The sequence below is a fragment of the Bradyrhizobium sp. P5_C12 genome, assembly GCF_054049735.1.
On record NZ_JBFULU010000012.1, the window covers coordinates 118,430 to 134,894 of the forward strand.

At 65.1% G+C, this 16,465-nt stretch carries 17 protein-coding genes; 1 reads left to right on the forward strand and 16 read right to left on the reverse strand.

What is annotated here, in order from left to right:
- Window positions 1-112: 112 nt before the first annotated feature.
- From ilvC to miaA, 8 genes are all read right to left on the reverse strand, one after another.
- On the reverse strand, window positions 113-1,132 hold the full coding sequence (gene ilvC / locus ACXJMY_RS13860; protein WP_456619894.1) for a ketol-acid reductoisomerase: 1,020 nt from the start codon (window positions 1,130-1,132) through the stop codon (window positions 113-115).
- A gap of 133 nt (window positions 1,133-1,265) precedes the next feature.
- Entirely contained in the window at window positions 1,266-1,868 is a 603-nt protein-coding gene (locus ACXJMY_RS13865) for a LysE family translocator (protein ID WP_456619895.1), read from the reverse strand.
- A gap of 7 nt (window positions 1,869-1,875) precedes the next feature.
- A complete protein-coding gene (locus ACXJMY_RS13870) occupies window positions 1,876-2,751 on the reverse strand; it encodes an EamA family transporter (RefSeq protein ID WP_456619896.1) in 876 nt (291 codons plus the stop codon).
- A 65-nt stretch (window positions 2,752-2,816) separates the two neighbouring features.
- Entirely contained in the window at window positions 2,817-3,506 is a 690-nt protein-coding gene (locus ACXJMY_RS13875) for a class I SAM-dependent methyltransferase (protein WP_456619897.1), read from the reverse strand.
- Between the two features lie 3 nt (window positions 3,507-3,509).
- Complete coding sequence (gene ilvN, locus ACXJMY_RS13880) at window positions 3,510-4,052, reverse strand: acetolactate synthase small subunit (RefSeq protein ID WP_014493064.1); 543 nt, start codon at window positions 4,050-4,052, stop codon at window positions 3,510-3,512.
- A gap of 21 nt (window positions 4,053-4,073) precedes the next feature.
- Window positions 4,074-5,045, reverse strand: coding sequence for a threonine dehydratase (locus ACXJMY_RS13885; protein WP_456619898.1), 972 nt, complete (start codon window positions 5,043-5,045; stop codon window positions 4,074-4,076).
- Between the two features lie 4 nt (window positions 5,046-5,049).
- Window positions 5,050-6,825, reverse strand: coding sequence for an acetolactate synthase 3 large subunit (locus ACXJMY_RS13890; RefSeq protein ID WP_456619899.1), 1,776 nt, complete (start codon window positions 6,823-6,825; stop codon window positions 5,050-5,052).
- A gap of 504 nt (window positions 6,826-7,329) precedes the next feature.
- Complete coding sequence (gene miaA / locus ACXJMY_RS13895) at window positions 7,330-8,286, reverse strand: tRNA (adenosine(37)-N6)-dimethylallyltransferase MiaA (protein WP_456619900.1); 957 nt, start codon at window positions 8,284-8,286, stop codon at window positions 7,330-7,332.
- Between the two features lie 11 nt (window positions 8,287-8,297).
- Between miaA and serB the strand changes: the two genes are divergently transcribed.
- Complete coding sequence (serB, locus tag ACXJMY_RS13900) at window positions 8,298-9,203, forward strand: phosphoserine phosphatase SerB (RefSeq protein WP_456619901.1); 906 nt, start codon at window positions 8,298-8,300, stop codon at window positions 9,201-9,203.
- Between the two features lie 117 nt (window positions 9,204-9,320).
- Here the strand turns inward: serB and ACXJMY_RS13905 are convergent, their stop codons facing one another.
- From ACXJMY_RS13905 to ACXJMY_RS13940, 8 genes are all read right to left on the reverse strand, one after another.
- Entirely contained in the window at window positions 9,321-10,832 is a 1,512-nt protein-coding gene (locus ACXJMY_RS13905) for a Do family serine endopeptidase (RefSeq protein WP_456619902.1), read from the reverse strand.
- Window positions 10,833-10,977: 145 nt separating this feature from the next.
- On the reverse strand, window positions 10,978-11,184 hold the full coding sequence (locus ACXJMY_RS13910; protein WP_456619903.1) for a DUF2065 domain-containing protein: 207 nt from the start codon (window positions 11,182-11,184) through the stop codon (window positions 10,978-10,980).
- 71 nt (window positions 11,185-11,255) lie between these two features.
- Window positions 11,256-12,152 carry a protease modulator HflC gene (gene hflC, locus ACXJMY_RS13915; RefSeq protein WP_456619904.1) on the reverse strand — a complete coding sequence of 299 codons (897 nt, stop codon included), beginning with the start codon at window positions 12,150-12,152 and terminating at the stop codon, window positions 11,256-11,258.
- Window positions 12,149-13,285: an FtsH protease activity modulator HflK gene (gene hflK / locus ACXJMY_RS13920; RefSeq protein ID WP_456619905.1), complete on the reverse strand. Its 1,137-nt coding sequence runs from the start codon at window positions 13,283-13,285 to the stop codon at window positions 12,149-12,151. Before hflK ends, hflC begins: the two co-directional genes overlap by 4 nt.
- Before the next feature lie 159 nt (window positions 13,286-13,444).
- Complete coding sequence (locus tag ACXJMY_RS13925; protein ID WP_456619906.1) at window positions 13,445-13,954, reverse strand: dihydrofolate reductase; 510 nt, start codon at window positions 13,952-13,954, stop codon at window positions 13,445-13,447.
- Window positions 13,954-14,439, reverse strand: coding sequence for an N-acetyltransferase family protein (locus ACXJMY_RS13930; protein ID WP_456619907.1), 486 nt, complete (start codon window positions 14,437-14,439; stop codon window positions 13,954-13,956). The genes ACXJMY_RS13925 and ACXJMY_RS13930 overlap by 1 nt, the downstream gene beginning before the upstream one ends.
- A 5-nt stretch (window positions 14,440-14,444) precedes the next feature.
- The gene (locus tag ACXJMY_RS13935; RefSeq protein ID WP_456619908.1) at window positions 14,445-15,239 is read right to left on the reverse strand and encodes a thymidylate synthase; all 795 of its coding nucleotides are present in this window, start codon (window positions 15,237-15,239) and stop codon (window positions 14,445-14,447) included.
- A gap of 187 nt (window positions 15,240-15,426) precedes the next feature.
- Window positions 15,427-16,407, reverse strand: coding sequence for a tripartite tricarboxylate transporter substrate binding protein BugD (locus tag ACXJMY_RS13940; protein ID WP_456619909.1), 981 nt, complete (start codon window positions 16,405-16,407; stop codon window positions 15,427-15,429).
- Between the last annotated feature and the right edge of the window lie 58 nt (window positions 16,408-16,465).

A 16,465-nucleotide genomic window follows, 5' to 3' on the forward strand; every position in this document is an offset into this window, starting at 1 on the left:
CCGCCCCGCGTCATTCCGGGGCTGGCGTCCACGCAAGCCCGGGAAACTCATGAACATGGATCGAAGTCCGGGGGCGCGACGTCGTCACGCCCCCGGAACGATGGGGTTGCCGTCAGTTCTTGCTCTTGTCGACCAGCGCGCCCTTCTTGATCCAGGGCATCATGTCGCGGAGTTTCGCGCCGACTTCCTCGATCGGGTGCGCGGCGAGCTTGGCGCGGGTCGCCTTGAACGAGGTCTGGTTGACCTTGTTCTCGAGCATCCAGTCGCGGGCGAACTTGCCGGACTGGATGTCGTTGAGCACGCGCTTCATCTCCTTCTTGGTCTCATCGGTGACGATGCGCGGACCGGTGACGTACTCGCCGTACTCGGCGGTGTTGGAGATCGAGTAGTTCATGTTGGCGATGCCGCCTTCATAGATCAGGTCGACGATCAGCTTCACCTCGTGGAGGCACTCGAAATAGGCCATCTCCGGGGCGTAGCCGGCCTCGACCAGGGTCTCGTAGCCGCCCTTGATCAGCTCGACCAGGCCGCCGCAGAGCACCACCTGCTCGCCGAACAGGTCGGTCTCGCACTCTTCCTTGAAGGTGGTCTCGATGATGCCGGCGCGGCCGCCGCCGACGGCGGAGGCGTAAGACAGGCCGAGGTCATGGGCGTTGCCCGAGACGTCCTTGGCGATCGCGATCAGGCAGGGCACGCCGCCGCCGCGCTGATACTCCGAGCGCACGGTGTGGCCGGGGCCCTTCGGCGCGATCATCAGCACGTCGAGGTCGGCGCGCGGGTCGAGCAGGTTGAAGTGGACGTTGAGGCCGTGCGCGAAGACGAGCGCCGCGCCCTTCTTCATGTTGTCGTGCAGGTGCTCGCGGTAGATGTCGCCCTGGAGCTCGTCCGGGGTCAGCATCATGACGAGGTCGGCCCATTTGGCGGCTTCCGCGACTTCCATCACCTTGAAGCCGGCGGCTTCCGCCTTCTTGGCCGAGGCCGAGCCCTTGCGCAGTGCAATGGCGACTTCCTTGACGCCGGAATCCTTCAGGTTCAGCGCGTGGGCGTGACCCTGGCTGCCATAGCCGACGATGACGACCTTCTTGCCCTTGATCAGGTTCAGGTCGGCGTCGCGATCGTAATAAACACGCATGGTCGTTTCCTCATTCAGGGGCCGGAATCGGCCGTTGGTCAGGTCTCGGAGGGTGAAATTTGCGGATTTCGGGGGCTGTCTAGAGCATTTTCGCTCCAGGGGGAAACCCGTTTCTGCATGGAAAAATGCCGCATCATGCATCCATGAAGACGGGGTAGAGGGAGGCGAGCAGCAGGATCGCCATCAGGATGTTGAAGGCGCGGACCAGCCGCTCGGAGGTCAGGACCGGCCGCAGCGCGGTGCCGAACAGCGCCCAGACCACCGTCGAGACCGTGCCCACCAGCAGGCTGATCAGGGTCTGGATCGCGATGTTGAGCGGGAATTGGGCGATGGCCGCATAGGCCGTGATGGTGCCGATCACGATCACCCAGCCCTTAGCATTGATCCACTGGAACATGGCCGCGCCCCAGAAGGTCATCGGCCCACGGCCGCTGTCGCCACCCGGCGTGGCCGGGCCGGACATGGCGATCACGGCGGCGAGGTAAATCAGGTAGGCCGCGCCGGCATATTTCAAAATGGTCTGGAGGATCGGATAGGCCAGGAACACGGTGCCGAGCCCGAGGCCCACCGCGGCGACCATGAAGGCAAAGCCGATGACGATGCCGGCGATGTGGGGGATGGTGCGCCGGAAGCCGTAGGTCAGGCCCGAGGCGAGCAGCATGATGTTGTTGGGCCCGGGGGTGAAGTACATCACCACCATGAAGATGAGGAAGGCATAGAAGAGCGAATAGGCCATGTTCACCTCACGCCGTCTTCGGCAGCGGCTGCGGGCGCCTTGCCAGCACCATCACCGCGATGCCGCCGATCACGGTCAGCATGCCGGCGAGCCTTAAGGGCCCGAACCTTTCGCCGAACACGATGCTGGACGCCGCCGAGCCCACGAACGGCACCAGCAGCGCGAACGGCACCACCTGCGCGGCGGGATAGTCGYGCAAGAGCCGGCCCCACAGCCAATAGGCGATGCTGGTCGAGATGCCGCCAAGCGCCAGCATGCAGAGCGCGGCATTCAGCGACATCTGCGTCAGCGACGTCCAGGTCGGCGCGGGGCCGTTGGCGATCAGTGCCAGCGCGAACAGCGGCAGGGCCGACGTGAGGCACAGCCAGGCGAACAGATCGAACATCGGCACGCCGCGGGCGCCGCGCAGCAGCAGATTGCCGACGGCAAAACTGACCGGCGCAACCATCAGCACCGCGAAGGCACCCACACTGAAATCGTAGCCGACGGTGCCGCAGATCATCAGAAGGCCGACTGCCGCAATGACGATGCCAAGCGTCTGCACCGATGTCGGCCGCTCGCCGAACGCGATCACGGCAAAGCCGATGGTGAACAGCGCCTGGCTCTGCACCACGACGGAGGTCAAGCCCACCGGCACGCCGTGCGCGATGCCATAGGCCTGACTCAGGAACTGGCCGAGAAACAGCGTGAAGCTGATCGCGATCAGCAGCGACCAGGCGATCTTCGGCTTGCGAATGAACAGGCACGGCACCGCGGCGATGGTGAAGCGCAGCGCGGTCATCAGTTCCGGCGAGAGCTCGTCGAGCGCGATCCGGCTCGCCACGAAGGCGAGGCCCCAGGTGATCGCCACCATGAGGGCGATGAAGATGTCGGCCGGCTTCATTGTTGTTGTTCTTGGCTCTGTCTGGTCGTTCAGCTCTGGTGTCGTCTAGCCTTGCTCGCCGGCCATTACGTCGAAGGATTGGGTTTGCACACGAGATAGGTGCCGTGCATCGGGGCGTGGTAGTCGGCCGAAACGAGGGTGAAGCCGACGTCGGTCAGCATCCGCTCCATCACCCAGCCGAAGGTGGAATATTCGTCGCGCATATGCGTGACGACGCTCTCGCGCGAGAAATCGTGATTGTTGATCTGGTAGTCGGCCCATTGCTCGACGTCGCGCTCGGAGGCGTCGGGCATCGAGACGTAGACGATGTCACGAAGGTAGAAGCTCGCACCGGGCTTCAGCGCGCGGTAGATCCGCGACATCGCCACCGCCTTCCAGAAATCCGGCAAATGGTGCAGCGTGAACTCGCTGACGATCAGATCATAGGACTCCGGCTGGTAGGAGAAGCTGAGCAGGCCGGCCGACTGGGTCGCGACCTTCGCCTTGCGGTCCCGCGCGTAGATCTCGGCCAGATCCAGCATCGCCGGCGAGATGTCGATGGCGTCGACCTGGGCGCCCATCAGCGCCGCCTCGGTCGCCAGCACGCCATTGCCGCAGCCGATATCGGCGATCCGCCAGCCGCGCTGAACCCCGAGCATCTTCAACGCGGCGCGCGCGCGCAGATCGGCGTCGTCGTGGGTGTCATAGATCGACGCCACCGCAGGCCCGATGCCCATCCGGTTCCGCTCGTTGTAGTACCAGTCGCGCGCCAGCATGGCTCACATCCCTTCAGGCCCGCGGCCGATCGCGGCAACGCCGGTGCGCGACACCTCGACAAGGCCGAGCGGGCGCATCAGGTCGATAAACTGGTTGATCTTGTCCGTATTGCCCGTGATCTCGAACACAAAGCTCTCGGTGGTGGCGTCGATCACCCGGGCGCGGAACGCGTCCGCCAGCCGCAGCGCCTCGACACGGTGCTCGCCCTGTCCGCGCACCTTCACCATCGCAAGCTCACGCTCGATCGAGCGCTTGGTCAGCGTCATGTCGACGACCCGATAGACCGGGATCATGCGGTCGAGCTGGTGCTTGATCTGCTCGATCACCATCGGCGTGCCCGTGGTGACGATGGTGATGCGCGACAGATGCTTCTGGCTCTCGGTCTCCGAGACCGTGAGGCTCTCGATGTTGTAGCCGCGGCCAGAGAACAGGCCGATGACACGCGCGAGCACGCCCGGCTCGTTCTGCACGAGCACCGAGAGCGTGTGCGTCTCGTTGGGATCGTGACGGTCCTCGATGAAATAGGCGGATGCGGGCTGGTTCATTGTCGTCCCCTCTTGTCTCCCTCACGCCATCGCTGGCGCATCCGTTCCGACCCAACGGTGGAACAGATCGAAATCGATATTGCCGCCGGAGAGCACGAGACCGACGTGCTTGCCAGACAGTTTTGTCTTTTCCTGAAGCGCCGCGGCAAGCGCGGCAGCGCCGGCGCCTTCGGCGAGATTGTGCGTGTCGGTCCAGTAGGCGCGGATCGCGGCGGCGACCTCATCGTCGGAAACCTGCACGATGCGCGAGGCGCCCTTGCGGATCAGCGCGAACGCATCCGCATCGGGAATGCGCGTCGCCATGCCGTCAGCGTGCGTGTTGCTCGTCTCGGTCGTCACGACGTGGCCTGCCGCGAACGACAGCGCATAGGACGGCGCTTCGGTCGACTGCACGCCAACGATCTCGGTCTTCAGGCCCAAGAGATCACGCGCCATGATGCAGCCGCAGATGCCGGAGCCCTGCCCGATCGGCACATAGAGGATGTCGAGATCTGGCGCGGACCGGAACAGCTCGAGCGCGTAGGTCGCAACACCCAGCACGAGGTCGGGATGAAACGACGGCACCATGTGGAGCCCGGCGAACTGCGCGCGGCGCTCGGCCTCCTCGCGCGCGGCCTGAAAGTCCTCGCCATGCTCGACGAGCTCGGCGCCAAAGGCCTTCATCGCCCGGTTCTTCTCGACCGAGTTGCCGCGCGGCACGTAAATCACGGCGGGCACGCCGTGGCGGCTCGCCGCGAACGCGAGGCTCTGGCCGTGATTGCCGCGCGTCGCCGAGATGATGCCCGGCGTATTCGGCCGCTCGCGCTTGAGCCGATCGAGATAAACGAGGCCGCCGCGCACCTTGAAGGCCCCGATCGGCGTGTGATTCTCGTGCTTGACGACGACCTCGGTGCCGAGACGCTGGGCGAGCAGCGGCCAGGCGTGCGCCGGCGTCGCCGGCACCGCCTGCCCCACAATGTCGTGTGCGCGCTCGAGCTCCTTCAGGTCGAACATGACGTCACACCAGCGCCTTGCCGCCCGCAAACGCCTTGGCCGTGGCCTCGTCGTTCGCCTGCTCGGGCAACAGCATTTCGTTGTGCGCCTTGCCGGACGGGATCATCGGGAAGCAGTTTTCGAGCGCCGCGACACGGCAGTCGAACAGCACCGGGCGCTTGACCGAGATCATCTCCTGGATGGCGCCGTCGAGATCGCCAGGCTTGTGCACCTGGATGCCGACGCCGCCATAGGCCTCCGCGAGCTTGACGAAATCCGGCAGCGCCTCCGAATAGGAATGCGACAGCCGGTTGCCGTGGAGCAGCTGCTGCCACTGCCGCACCATGCCCATGTACTGGTTGTTCAGGATGAAGATCTTGATCGGCAGCTCGTACTGCACCGCCGTCGACATCTCCTGCATCGTCATCTGCACCGAGGCATCGCCCGCGATGTCGATGACGAGGCTGTCGGGATGGGCGACCTGCACGCCGACCGCGGCGGGCAGGCCGTAGCCCATGGTGCCGAGACCGCCCGACGTCATCCAGCGGTGCGGCTCCTCGAAGCCGAAGAACTGCGCCGCCCACATCTGGTGCTGGCCGACCTCGGTGGTGATGTAGGTGTCCCTGCCGCGCGTCGCCTCGAACAGGCTCTGGATCGCGTGCTGGGGCAGGATGACGTCGTTGCTCTTCTTGTAATAGAGCGAGTTGCGGGCGCGCCACTGCGCGATCTGCTGCCACCACGCCTTGATGTCGGGCTTCTTCGCCTCCGCCTTGAACACCTGGAGGATGTCGCCGAGGATGTTGCCGCAGTCGCCGATGATCGGCACGTCGACCCGGATGTTCTTGTTGATCGAGGACGGGTCGATGTCGATGTGGATCTTCTTCGAGCCCGGCGAGAACGCGTCGACGCGTCCGGTGATGCGGTCGTCGAAACGCGCGCCGACGCACAGCATGACGTCGCAATCATGCATGGTCATGTTGGCTTCGTAGGTGCCGTGCATGCCGAGCATGCCGAGCCAGTTCTTGCCCGACGCAGGATAGGCGCCGAGGCCCATCAGCGTGGAGGTGATCGGGAATCCGGTGACCTCGACCAGCTCGCGCAGCAGCTTGGTCGCTTCAGGGCCGGAATTGATCACGCCGCCGCCGCTGTAGATCACGGGACGTTTTGCATTGGCGAGCAGCGACACCGCTTTGCGGATCTGCGTCGCATCGCCCTTCACGCGCGGCGCGTAGGAACGGTGCACGTCGGACTTGCGCGGCGGATGATAGGTGCCGGTCGCGAACTGCACGTCCTTCGGAACGTCGACCAGCACCGGGCCCGGACGGCCCGTGGTCGCAACGTAGAACGCCTCGTGCAGCACTTTCGCGAGATCGTTGACGTCGCGCACCAGCCAGTTGTGCTTGGTGCAGGGACGGGTGATGCCGACGGTGTCGCACTCCTGGAACGCGTCGTTGCCGATCAGGTGCGTCGGCACCTGGCCGGAGATGCAGACCAGCGGGATCGAGTCCATCAGCGCGTCGGTCAGCGGCGTCACCATGTTGGTGGCGCCGGGGCCGGAGGTCACCAGCGCAACGCCCGGCTTGCCGGTCGATCGCGCATAGCCCTCGGCGGCGTGGCCCGCGCCCTGCTCGTGCCGGACCAGGATGTGCTGGACCTCGCTCTGCTGGAAGATCTCGTCGTAGATCGGAAGCACAGCGCCGCCGGGATAGCCGAAAATGTCGGTCACGCCGTGATCGATGAGCGCACGAACGATCATCGCGGCGCCGGTCATCTGGTTCGGATCGTGGCTCTTGTCGCTCATTGGCTTGCTCCGGATGCGCTGTTGTCAGCGGCTTCGTTCGTGTCTGGTTCGGGAAATAAAAAAGGCCCCGAAGAGGGCCCATGCACACCGCCTGTCATGTGGATGGCAGCTAGCCATCCCCGGCGGTGTGCCTGGGTACGACGGCGATAAGGAGTTTGGTAATAATATTACGCATGGCAGGTGCCCGGCTTCCCAAAGGTTGCGCGAAACATAGCGACCAAAGCCCCGATGTCAAGGCAAAGCGGTCGTTCCCGCGCGATTTCGGAAGTGTAGCGGGGTTCCGGCGGTTCGGCGAGAGGTAAATACGGGAACCCGAGCACAAAACCGCGTCAGCACCCCGCTCGTCATTCTGGGGCGATGCGAAGCATCGAGCCCGGAATCCCTAGCCACAGGCCGTCCTGGGGCCTGAAGTGGTAGCCAACAGCCATCGCCACATGAGCGCCTGGGATTATGGATTCCGGGCTCGCGCTATGCGCGCCCCGGAATGACGATGGAGCGAGGCTCTCACCCCTCATCCCGCTCTGCGTTCACGATGGCCGCAAGCCACCCCCTCGCCTCCTCCGGCTTCACCCATTCGAACGCAGGCAATTGGTGCCGGAACCACGTGAACTGCCGCTTGGCGTAGTGGCGGGTGTCGGCGCGGCCGATGCCGGCGGCCTCCTCCAGACCGAGTTCGCCGCGCAGATGCCGGATCAGCGCCGGCACGCCATGAGCCTTCATGGCCGGCAACAGCGGATCGAGCTGCCGGGCGGCCAGCCGCTCGACTTCCTTCAGGGCGCCGGCGCCCAGCATGGCGTCGAAGCGGGCATCGATGCGGGCGTAGAGCTCGTCGCGTTCGGGGGCGAGAAACACCGCGCGAAAACTGTCCCTGGGCAACAGCGGCGGCTGGCCCTCGTGGTGCCAGTCGAGCAGCGAACGCCCGGTCGCCTCGATCACCTCGAGCGCGCGCGCGATACGGGTGCGGTCGCGCAGGTTCAATCGTTCCGCCGCGCGCGGATCGCGGCTTGCGAGTTCCGCGTGCAGCGCCTCGACGCCGTTCCGCTCCAGCCGCGTACGCACGTCTTCGCGCACCTCGGCAGGAATCGGCGGCACCACCGACAGCCCCGCCGTCAGCGCCTTGAAATAGAGCCCGGTGCCGCCAATGAAGATCGGCAGGCGGCCCAGCGCTTGCGCCTCGTCAAGCGCCTTCGCCGCGTCGGCGACCCAGGCGCCGGCCGAGAAATTCACGGCTGCATCGACATGGCCGTAGAGGCGGTGCGGCACCCGCGCCTCATCGCCATGTGTCGGGCGCGCCGTGATGATGCGCAGGTCGCGGTAGACCTGCATGGAATCGGCATTGATGACGACGCCACCGGTGGCCAGCGCAAGCTCGAGCGCCAGCGCCGACTTGCCGCTGGCGGTCGGGCCTGCGATAAGCACGGCCTTGCCGACATGCCTTCCGCTGACTTGCCCCTCGCTCACGAAAACCTCAAATGTCCCTCGTCGCCACGCTGATCTGCAATCCCGCCAATCCCGCGCTCGATAGCACCATCGTCGACGGCGCCCGCGCCGTGCTGCCCCAGGCGGCACCGGCGCATTGGCTGTTCGACGGCGTCGCCGTCGACATCCCCTTCGGCGCCGACAGTAACCTCGAAGGCGACCGCCACGCCATCGAACAGCGGTTGCGCGAGCTGCGCGGCGACCTGCCCATCGACATCGTGGTGCAGCCTGTCGGCTTCCGGCGCAAGAAGCTTTTTCTCGCCGACATGGATTCCACCATGATCGGCCAGGAATGCATCGATGAGCTCGCTGATTTTGTCGGGCTGAAGGCGCACGTCGCCGGCATCACCGAACGCGCGATGCGCGGCGAGATCGAGTTCGAGCCGGCGCTGCGCGAGCGCGTCGCGCTCCTGAAGGACCTCCCGGTCGGCGTGGTCGACAAGGTGCTGGCCGAACGCATCACGCTGACGCCGGGCGGCCGCGAACTGGTCGCGACCATGCGCGCGCACGGCGCCTATGCCTGCCTCGTCTCCGGCGGCTTCACGCTGTTCACGAGCGCGGTCGCCGCAAAGATCGGCTTCCAGGAAAACCGCGCCAACGAGCTCGTCGTGCACGACGGAAAATTCACCGGCGAAGTCAAGGAGCCGATTCTGGGCCGCGCGGCCAAGCTCGCGACGCTGGTGGATTTGATGGAGTCGTTCGATCTCGACGACATCGACTCGCTGGTGGTCGGCGACGGCGCCAACGATCTCGCGATGATCCAGGCGGCCGGGCTCGGCGTGGCCTATCACGCCAAGCCGGCGGTGGCGGCCGCGGCAGCGGCGCGGATCGATCATGGCGATCTCACCGCGCTGCTGTATGCGCAGGGGTATCGGCGCAACGAGTTTGTGGAGGCCTGACGCACTCGTCGTTCCGGGATGGTGCGAAGCACCAGACCTCAGGTGCGCAATTGCGCACCGGGGAACCTCGAGATTCCGGGTTCGATGCTTTGCATCGCCCCGGAACGACAGATGAAGTTACTGCACGCTCAGCGCCACGAACCGCAGCTCGCCGTCACCGTTCGAGACCAGCAGCAGCACCGACTTCTTGCCGTCCTTCTTGAGCTGGTCGACCCGCTTCTGGATGTCGGCGCCGCTCGACACGGCCTCCTGCGCCACCTCGACGATGACGTCGCCGGCGGAGAGCCGCTTCTCGGCGGCGTCCGAATTGGCGTCGACATTGGTGACGACCACGCCCTTGACGCTGTCCTTGATCTTGTAGCGCGTGCGCAAATCCTTGCTCAGCGCCGCGAGATCGAGGCCGAGCGCCTTCTGCGTCACGGTCTTTTCAGGCGCGGGCTCGTCGGTCTTTACCGCCGCCTGCACCTTGTCGGGATCCTGGAGGCGGCCGAGCGTGACCTTCTTGGTCTCCTCCTGGCCCTTGCGGATCACGATGACGTCGACCTCCTTGCCGACCGCCGTGTCGGCGACGACGCGGGAGAGATCCTTCGGATCCTTGACGTCCTTGCCGTCGAACTTGACGACGACGTCGCCGGGCTCGATGCCGGCGGGCTTGGCCGGGCCCTTGTCGTCGACGCCGGCAACCAGCGCGCCGCGCGGCGGCTTGATGTTGAGGCTCTCGGCGATCTCGTCGGTGACGCTCTGGATCCGCACCCCGAGCCAGCCGCGGCGCAGCTCGCCGAACTGGCGAAGCTGGTCGACGACGCCAGCGACCGTCTTCGACGGCACGGCGAAGCCGATGCCGATCGAGCCGCCGGAGGGCGAGATGATCAGCGTGTTGACGCCGATGACGTCGCCATCGAGATTGAACAGCGGACCGCCGGAATTGCCGCGGTTGATGGCGGCGTCGGTCTGGATGTAGCTGTCATAGGGACCCGAGGAGATGTCGCGGTTCTTGGCCGAGACGATTCCGGCCGTCACCGTGCCGCCGAGACTGAAGGGGTTGCCGATCGCGACCACCCAGTCGCCGAGGCGCAGCTTGTCGGAATCGCCGAACTTCACCGCAACCAGCGGCTTCGTCGGCTTGAACTTCAACACGGCTAGGTCGGTCTTCTTGTCGACGCCGACCAGTTCGGCCTTGATCTTGGTGCCGTCGTTGAGGATGACGTTGATCTCGTCGGCGTCCGCAATGACGTGGTTGTTGGTGACGACGACGCCTGATGTGTCGATGATGAAGCCGGAGCCGAGCGAGTTGGTCTTGCGGGGCGGACCGTTGTCGCCGCCCTTGCCGCCGCCGGGGCCGCCGGGACCCCTGCGGTTCTTGAAGAAGTCGTCGAAGAACTCCTCGAAGGGCGAGCCGGGCGGCAGTTGCGGCATGGTGTTGCTGCCGCCGCCCTTGGCTTCGACGGTCTGCGAGGTCGAGATGTTGACGACCGCGTCGATTACCTTCTCGGCGACGTCGGCGATGCCATCCGGTCCGCGCGCATAGGCCGGCGAGCCGAACGCGCTGAAAGCGCCGATCGCGAGCGCAGCCAGCCCAAGTCGCACACAATGGCGAAAGCAGGTCGGGGCAATGGTGGCAGCGTTCATTGTGATCTCCAGAGAGAATAGGGATTCGGCATCAGACTGCGCTCGAACGGGTGGACGGCGCAAGCACGGAGGTTAACGGGCCTCAAGACGCGGATAATACGGCGAAAAACGGCCCCTCGCCTTCACTTTGGCGTTGGCACGGCCGCTAAATGGGCCGTCGCATAACCCAGATCAGGATCAGGCCGGCGACGGCCGAGGCGATCCCCACCGCCCGCAGCACATGGTCGGGCGTGGCAAGCGCGCTCTTCATGGCCTTGCGCATCCAGGCCGGACTTGCCGCGAACATCAAGCCTTCGAGCACGAACAGGATGCCTAAGCCGATGAGGAAGTCGGCGAACGCAATGGACCTCATCGGATTGGAACCTCCCGTTATGCTGTTCTTGTCTGGACGAAGGGCGGCAAGAATGCCGCCCTTGGCCTAGCTCACGGCTTCGCCGGTGTCGTGGTCGCCGTCTTGCCGCTCGGGTTACTGAAATACCGGAAGAAATCCGAGTCCGGACGCAGCAGGAAGCGGGTGTCGTTCGAGCGCAGCCCGTTCTCATACGCCGCCATCGACCGGTAGAAGGCGAAGAAGTCAGCATCCTTGCCGTAGGCTTCGGCGAACAGGCGGTTGCGCTCGGCGTCGCCGACGCCGCGGGTCTGCTCGGCAGTCGAGTTCGCTTCGGCGATGATCACCGTCGCCTCGCGATCGGCCTTGGAGCGGATCTCCTGTGCCTTCTGGCCGCCCTGCGCGCGGAACTCGGCCGCTTCACGCTGACGTTCAGTCTGCATGCGCTGGTAGACCGCCTGGCTGTTCTGCTCCGGCAGATCGGCGCGGCGGATGCGGACGTCGACGACCTCGATGCCATAGCCGTCGGCCTCGCGGTCGAGTTGCTCGCGGATGCGCCCCATCAGCCTCTCGCGCTCGTCACGCACCACGGTGATGAAGTTGACCTCGCCGAGCACGCGGCGCAGCGCCGCGTTCAACAGCGATGTGAGCTGGAGATTGGCGGCCTGAATCGAGCCCACGCTCTGATAGAAGCGCAAGGCGTTCTTGATGCGGTAGCGCGCAAACGCGTCGACCACGAGCCGCTTCTGGTCGGACGCGATCACTTCCTGCGACGGATTTTCGAGGTCGAGAATCCGCTTGTCGATGTTGATGACGGAGTTCCACGGCGCCTTGAAATGCAGTCCGGGATCGGTGACGACGTCCACCGGTTCACCGAACCGCAGCACGATGGTCTGCTCGGTCTGCTGCACCGTGAACAGCGACATGTAGGCGACGATCAGGACCAGGAGCAGTCCAAGGAGCGCGACGATACCTGTAACCGGGGACCTCATCGGCTGCCTCCGCTCGACTGCTGGCCGGTTGCGGCGGGCCGCTTCGGTGTCAATTCGTTGAGCGGGAGATAGGGCACGACGCCCTGCCCCGAGGAGCTTCCGTCGTAGATCAGCTTTTCCGAGCCGCCGAGCACGCGCTCCATCGTCTCCAGATAGATACGTTCACGCGTCACGTCGGGCGCCTTCTTGTATTCCTCGTACACCTTCAGGAAGCGGGAGCTCTGGCCCTTGGCCTCGGCGACCGCCTGTTCCTTGTAGCCTTCGGCAGCCTGGAGGATCTGCGCTGCGCGGCCCCGCGCTTCCGGTACGACCTTGTTGGCGTAGGTCTGCGCTTCGTTCTGCAACTGCTCGAGGTTGGCGCGCGCCGCCTGCACGTCGCGGAACGCATCGATCACCTGCGCCGGCGGGTCGACCTTCTGCATCTGCACCTGGGCGATCTGGACGCCGGCGCCGTAGCTGTCGAGCGTCTTCTGCATCAGGTCCTGCACGGTGGTTTCGGTCTGCGTCCGCGCCCCGGTCAGGATCGGCTGGATGTTGGAGCGGCCGATCACCTCGCGCATCGCGCTTTCGGCGACCGCCTTCACGGTGCCTTCGGGGTTCTGGATGTTGAACAGGAAGTTGCCGACGCCGTTGGGCTTGATGCGCCATAGCACGGTGAAGTCGACGTCGACGATGTTCTCGTCGCCGGTCAGCATCAGGCTTTCCTCCGGCACGTCACGGATGGTGCGGCCGCGCCGGGCCGGATCATCGATCAACGTCATGCCGATGGAGATCGTGGAGACGCGCAACGCCTTCGGCAGCAGCACCGTCTCGATCGGATAGGGCAGATGATAGTTCAGGCCCGGATCGACGGTGCGGACGTGCTTGCCGAAGCGCAGCACGACGCCTTGTTCTTCGGACTGCACGCGGAAGAAGCCCGACAGCAGCCAGAGCGCGACGATGATGAGCAGGATCAGCGTGATGCCGACACCGGAGAAATAGCCGCCAGGGATGATCTGCTGGAGGCGGTCCTGACCGCGTCGCAGAAGATCTTCCAGATCCGGCGGCCTCGGCCCGACCGGTTGCGGGCCTGAACCCCACGGTCCTTTCGGACCCGAGCCCCATGGGCCACCGCCCTGATTCTTCCACGGCATTCGACGTTCTCCTCGGCAGACCGGGACTAGAACTGATCCGGCCCGCATTGTCCGGCCCGGCTTTATAGGGGACCGGCAGGTCCCTTACAACGCGGCCTTGACCGACCTCCGAGCTATGCTCGGGCGCGAAAAAGTCAATGTAAACATTGGCGAATGCGGTTAATGGCGGGGCCGCCGACGATATGTCACATAGGAGAAGTCGGCGCCGTCGTCAGGACCGGCGGGATGACGGACGCGGCCGGTTTCCTCCCATAGCGCCCGGTCGATGTCGAAATGCGTGTCCCCGTCGGGCCGCGCATGCACTTCCGTGATCTCGAGCCGATCGGCGCGATCGATCCATTGCCGATAGATCTCGGCGCCGCCGATCACCGCGATCTCGGCGACTGAACGCCGCAGGGCGTCGCCGCGCGCGACCGCGTCCGCATCCGCCGCCGATGTCGTGACGATAGCGCCGGCGGCGCGATAATCCGCATCGCGCGTGATGACGATGTTGGTGCGGTTGGAAAGCGGCCGGCGCAGCGATTCGAAGGTCTTGCGGCCCATGATCACGGGCTTGCCGATCGTGAGCGCCTTGAAACGCTGCATGTCGGATTTCAATCGCCACGGGATCGCGCCGCCAGCGCCGATGACGCCGTTCTCCGCAATCGCGACGACGAAGACGATCTCCATCAGCTCGCGCTCCCGGCAAGCCGCGCCAGCGCAGGCCCGGTGACGCGGCACAACGTCCAGTCGTCCATCATCACGGCCCCGAGCGACTTGTAGAACGCGATCGACGGCGCGTTCCAGTCCAGCACCGCCCATTGCAGGCGCGACCAGCCGTTCTCGACGCACTCCCTGGCCAGATAGACCAGCAGTGCCTTGCCGAGGCCCCTGCCCCGATGCGACGGCCGCACGTAGAGGTCTTCGAGATAGATGCCGTAGCGGCCGCTGAAGGTGGAGAAATTCGCAAACCACACCGCAAAGCCGACGGGTTCGCCGTTCCACTCGGCGATCGCGCAATAGAGCCGCGGATCAGCGCCGAACAGCGCATCCGCGATGTCAGCCTCGGTTGCCTCGACCTCGTGCGAGAGCTTTTCGTACGCGGCGAGTTCGCGGATGAAGGCGAGAACGAGCCCGGCTTCGCCCGGGCGCACGCGGCGGATGTTGAGCGACATCAGTCCTAGACCGCGACTTCCGCCTTGATATGCGGATGCGGATCGTAGCCGACGAGCTCGAAATCCTCGTAGCGGAAGGAGAAGATGTCCTTCACGTCGGGATTGATCCGCATCACCGGCAACGCGCGCGGCGCGCGCGTGAGCTGGAGCCGCGCCTGCTCCAGATGGTTGGAATAGAGATGGGTGTCGCCGAACGAATGCACGAAGTCGCCGGGCTTCAGGCCCGTGACCTGCGCCACCATCAGGGTGAGCAGCGCATAGGAGGCGATGTTGAAGGGCACGCCGAGGAACACGTCGGCCGAGCGCTGGTAGAGCTGGCACGACAGTTTTCCGTTCGCGACGTAGAACTGGAACAGGCAGTGACACGGCGGCAGCGCCATCTTGTCCACTTCGGCCGGATTCCAGGCCGAGACGATCAGGCGGCGCGAGTCCGGATTGCGCTTGATCATGTCGACCACGTTCGAAATCTGGTCGATGCTGCGTCCGTCCGGCGCGGGCCAGGAACGCCATTGATGGCCGTAGACCGGGCCGAGATCGCCGTTGGCGTCCGCCCACTCGTCCCAGATGGTGACGCCGTTGTCGCGCAGGTACTTGATGTTGGTGTCGCCATTCAGGAACCACAACAGCTCATGCACGATCGCCTTCAGCGGCAGCCGCTTGGTGGTCAGCATCGGGAAGCCGGCGGACAGATTGAAGCGCATCTGATGGCCGAACACCGACAGCGTGCCGGTGCCGGTCCGATCGGTCTTCTCGGCGCCGTCTGAAAGAATCCGCTCGAGCAGGTCCTGATACTGGTGCATGTGCCAAAAACCTTTAGGAAGACGGCAGCCTTTGGGGGAACGGCGAACTTAACGACCACCCCCGTGCCGCGACAGCGGCGATTCGCCGTCTGCACGCATTATACCCGGAAAAAGTGAGTGCTCCCGGCCCAAACGACAAGGGGCGGAACTCGCATCCCGCCCACGCCTATCGGATTGATTGTGCTGATTAACTTGCCGGCTTGAGCACCGGGCTCCACTTCGCGATTTCGCTCTTCACGAGCTTGGCGAGGGCCTCCGGCGTCCGTTCCGCAGAGGCTGGGATGACGCTGCCAAGCTCGAGCAGGCGCTTGCGCACGGTTTCGTCGTCGAGCGCCTTCACGGCGGCGGCGTTCAAGCTGGCCAGGATCGCCGGCGAGGTTCCCTTCGGCGCGAACATGGCATTCCAGGCCTGGGCCTGGAATGCGGGCAGGCCCGCTTCCGCCGTCGTCGGCACGTTGGGAAGCGACGGATTGCGCTCGGCGGTTGCGATGGCATAGGCCTTGATGGTGCCGGCATTGATCTGCGGCACGGCGTTGACGATCTGGTCGCACATGTAATCGACCTGGCCCGCCACCAGCGCGTTCATCGCGGGTCCCGTGCCGTTGAAGGGCACACCGACCGGCTTGATGTCGAGGATGGAGTGCAGGAGCTCGCAGGACACGTGCGAGACCGAGCCGACGCCGGCATGCGCCGCGTTCACCTTCTCGGCGTTGGCTTTCACGTAGGCGACGAACTCCTTGAGGTCCTTTGGCGGAAAGTCCTTGCGCGCCAGGATCAGGATCGGCGTACCCGCGAGCAGTGCGATCGGCTCAAAGTCCTTTTCCGGATGATAGGCGAGCTTCGGATAGAGCGGCACCGAGGCGGCATGCGTGCCCATATGCCCGGTGATCAGCGTATAGCCGTCATTGGCGGCACGCGCCGCGCGCGTGGTCGCGGTGGTGCCGCCGGCGCCGACCACGTTCTCGATGATGATGCTCTGGCCCAGCGTCTGCGCCATATGCGCGGTGACGATGCGCGAAATGACGTCGGTCGGGCCGCCGGCTGCGAATGGCACGATCATGGTGATGCTGCGCGTCGGATAGGTCTGCGCTTGAGCCGGCGCGACAAAGGCGCCGAGCGATGCAAGCGCCGCGGCACATGCGCCCGCGAGCGCGCGAATGAAGGTCATTTCGATCCCCTCCGGACACAAAACAAAAATGCCGGCCACCCGGCCGGCATTTTCATTT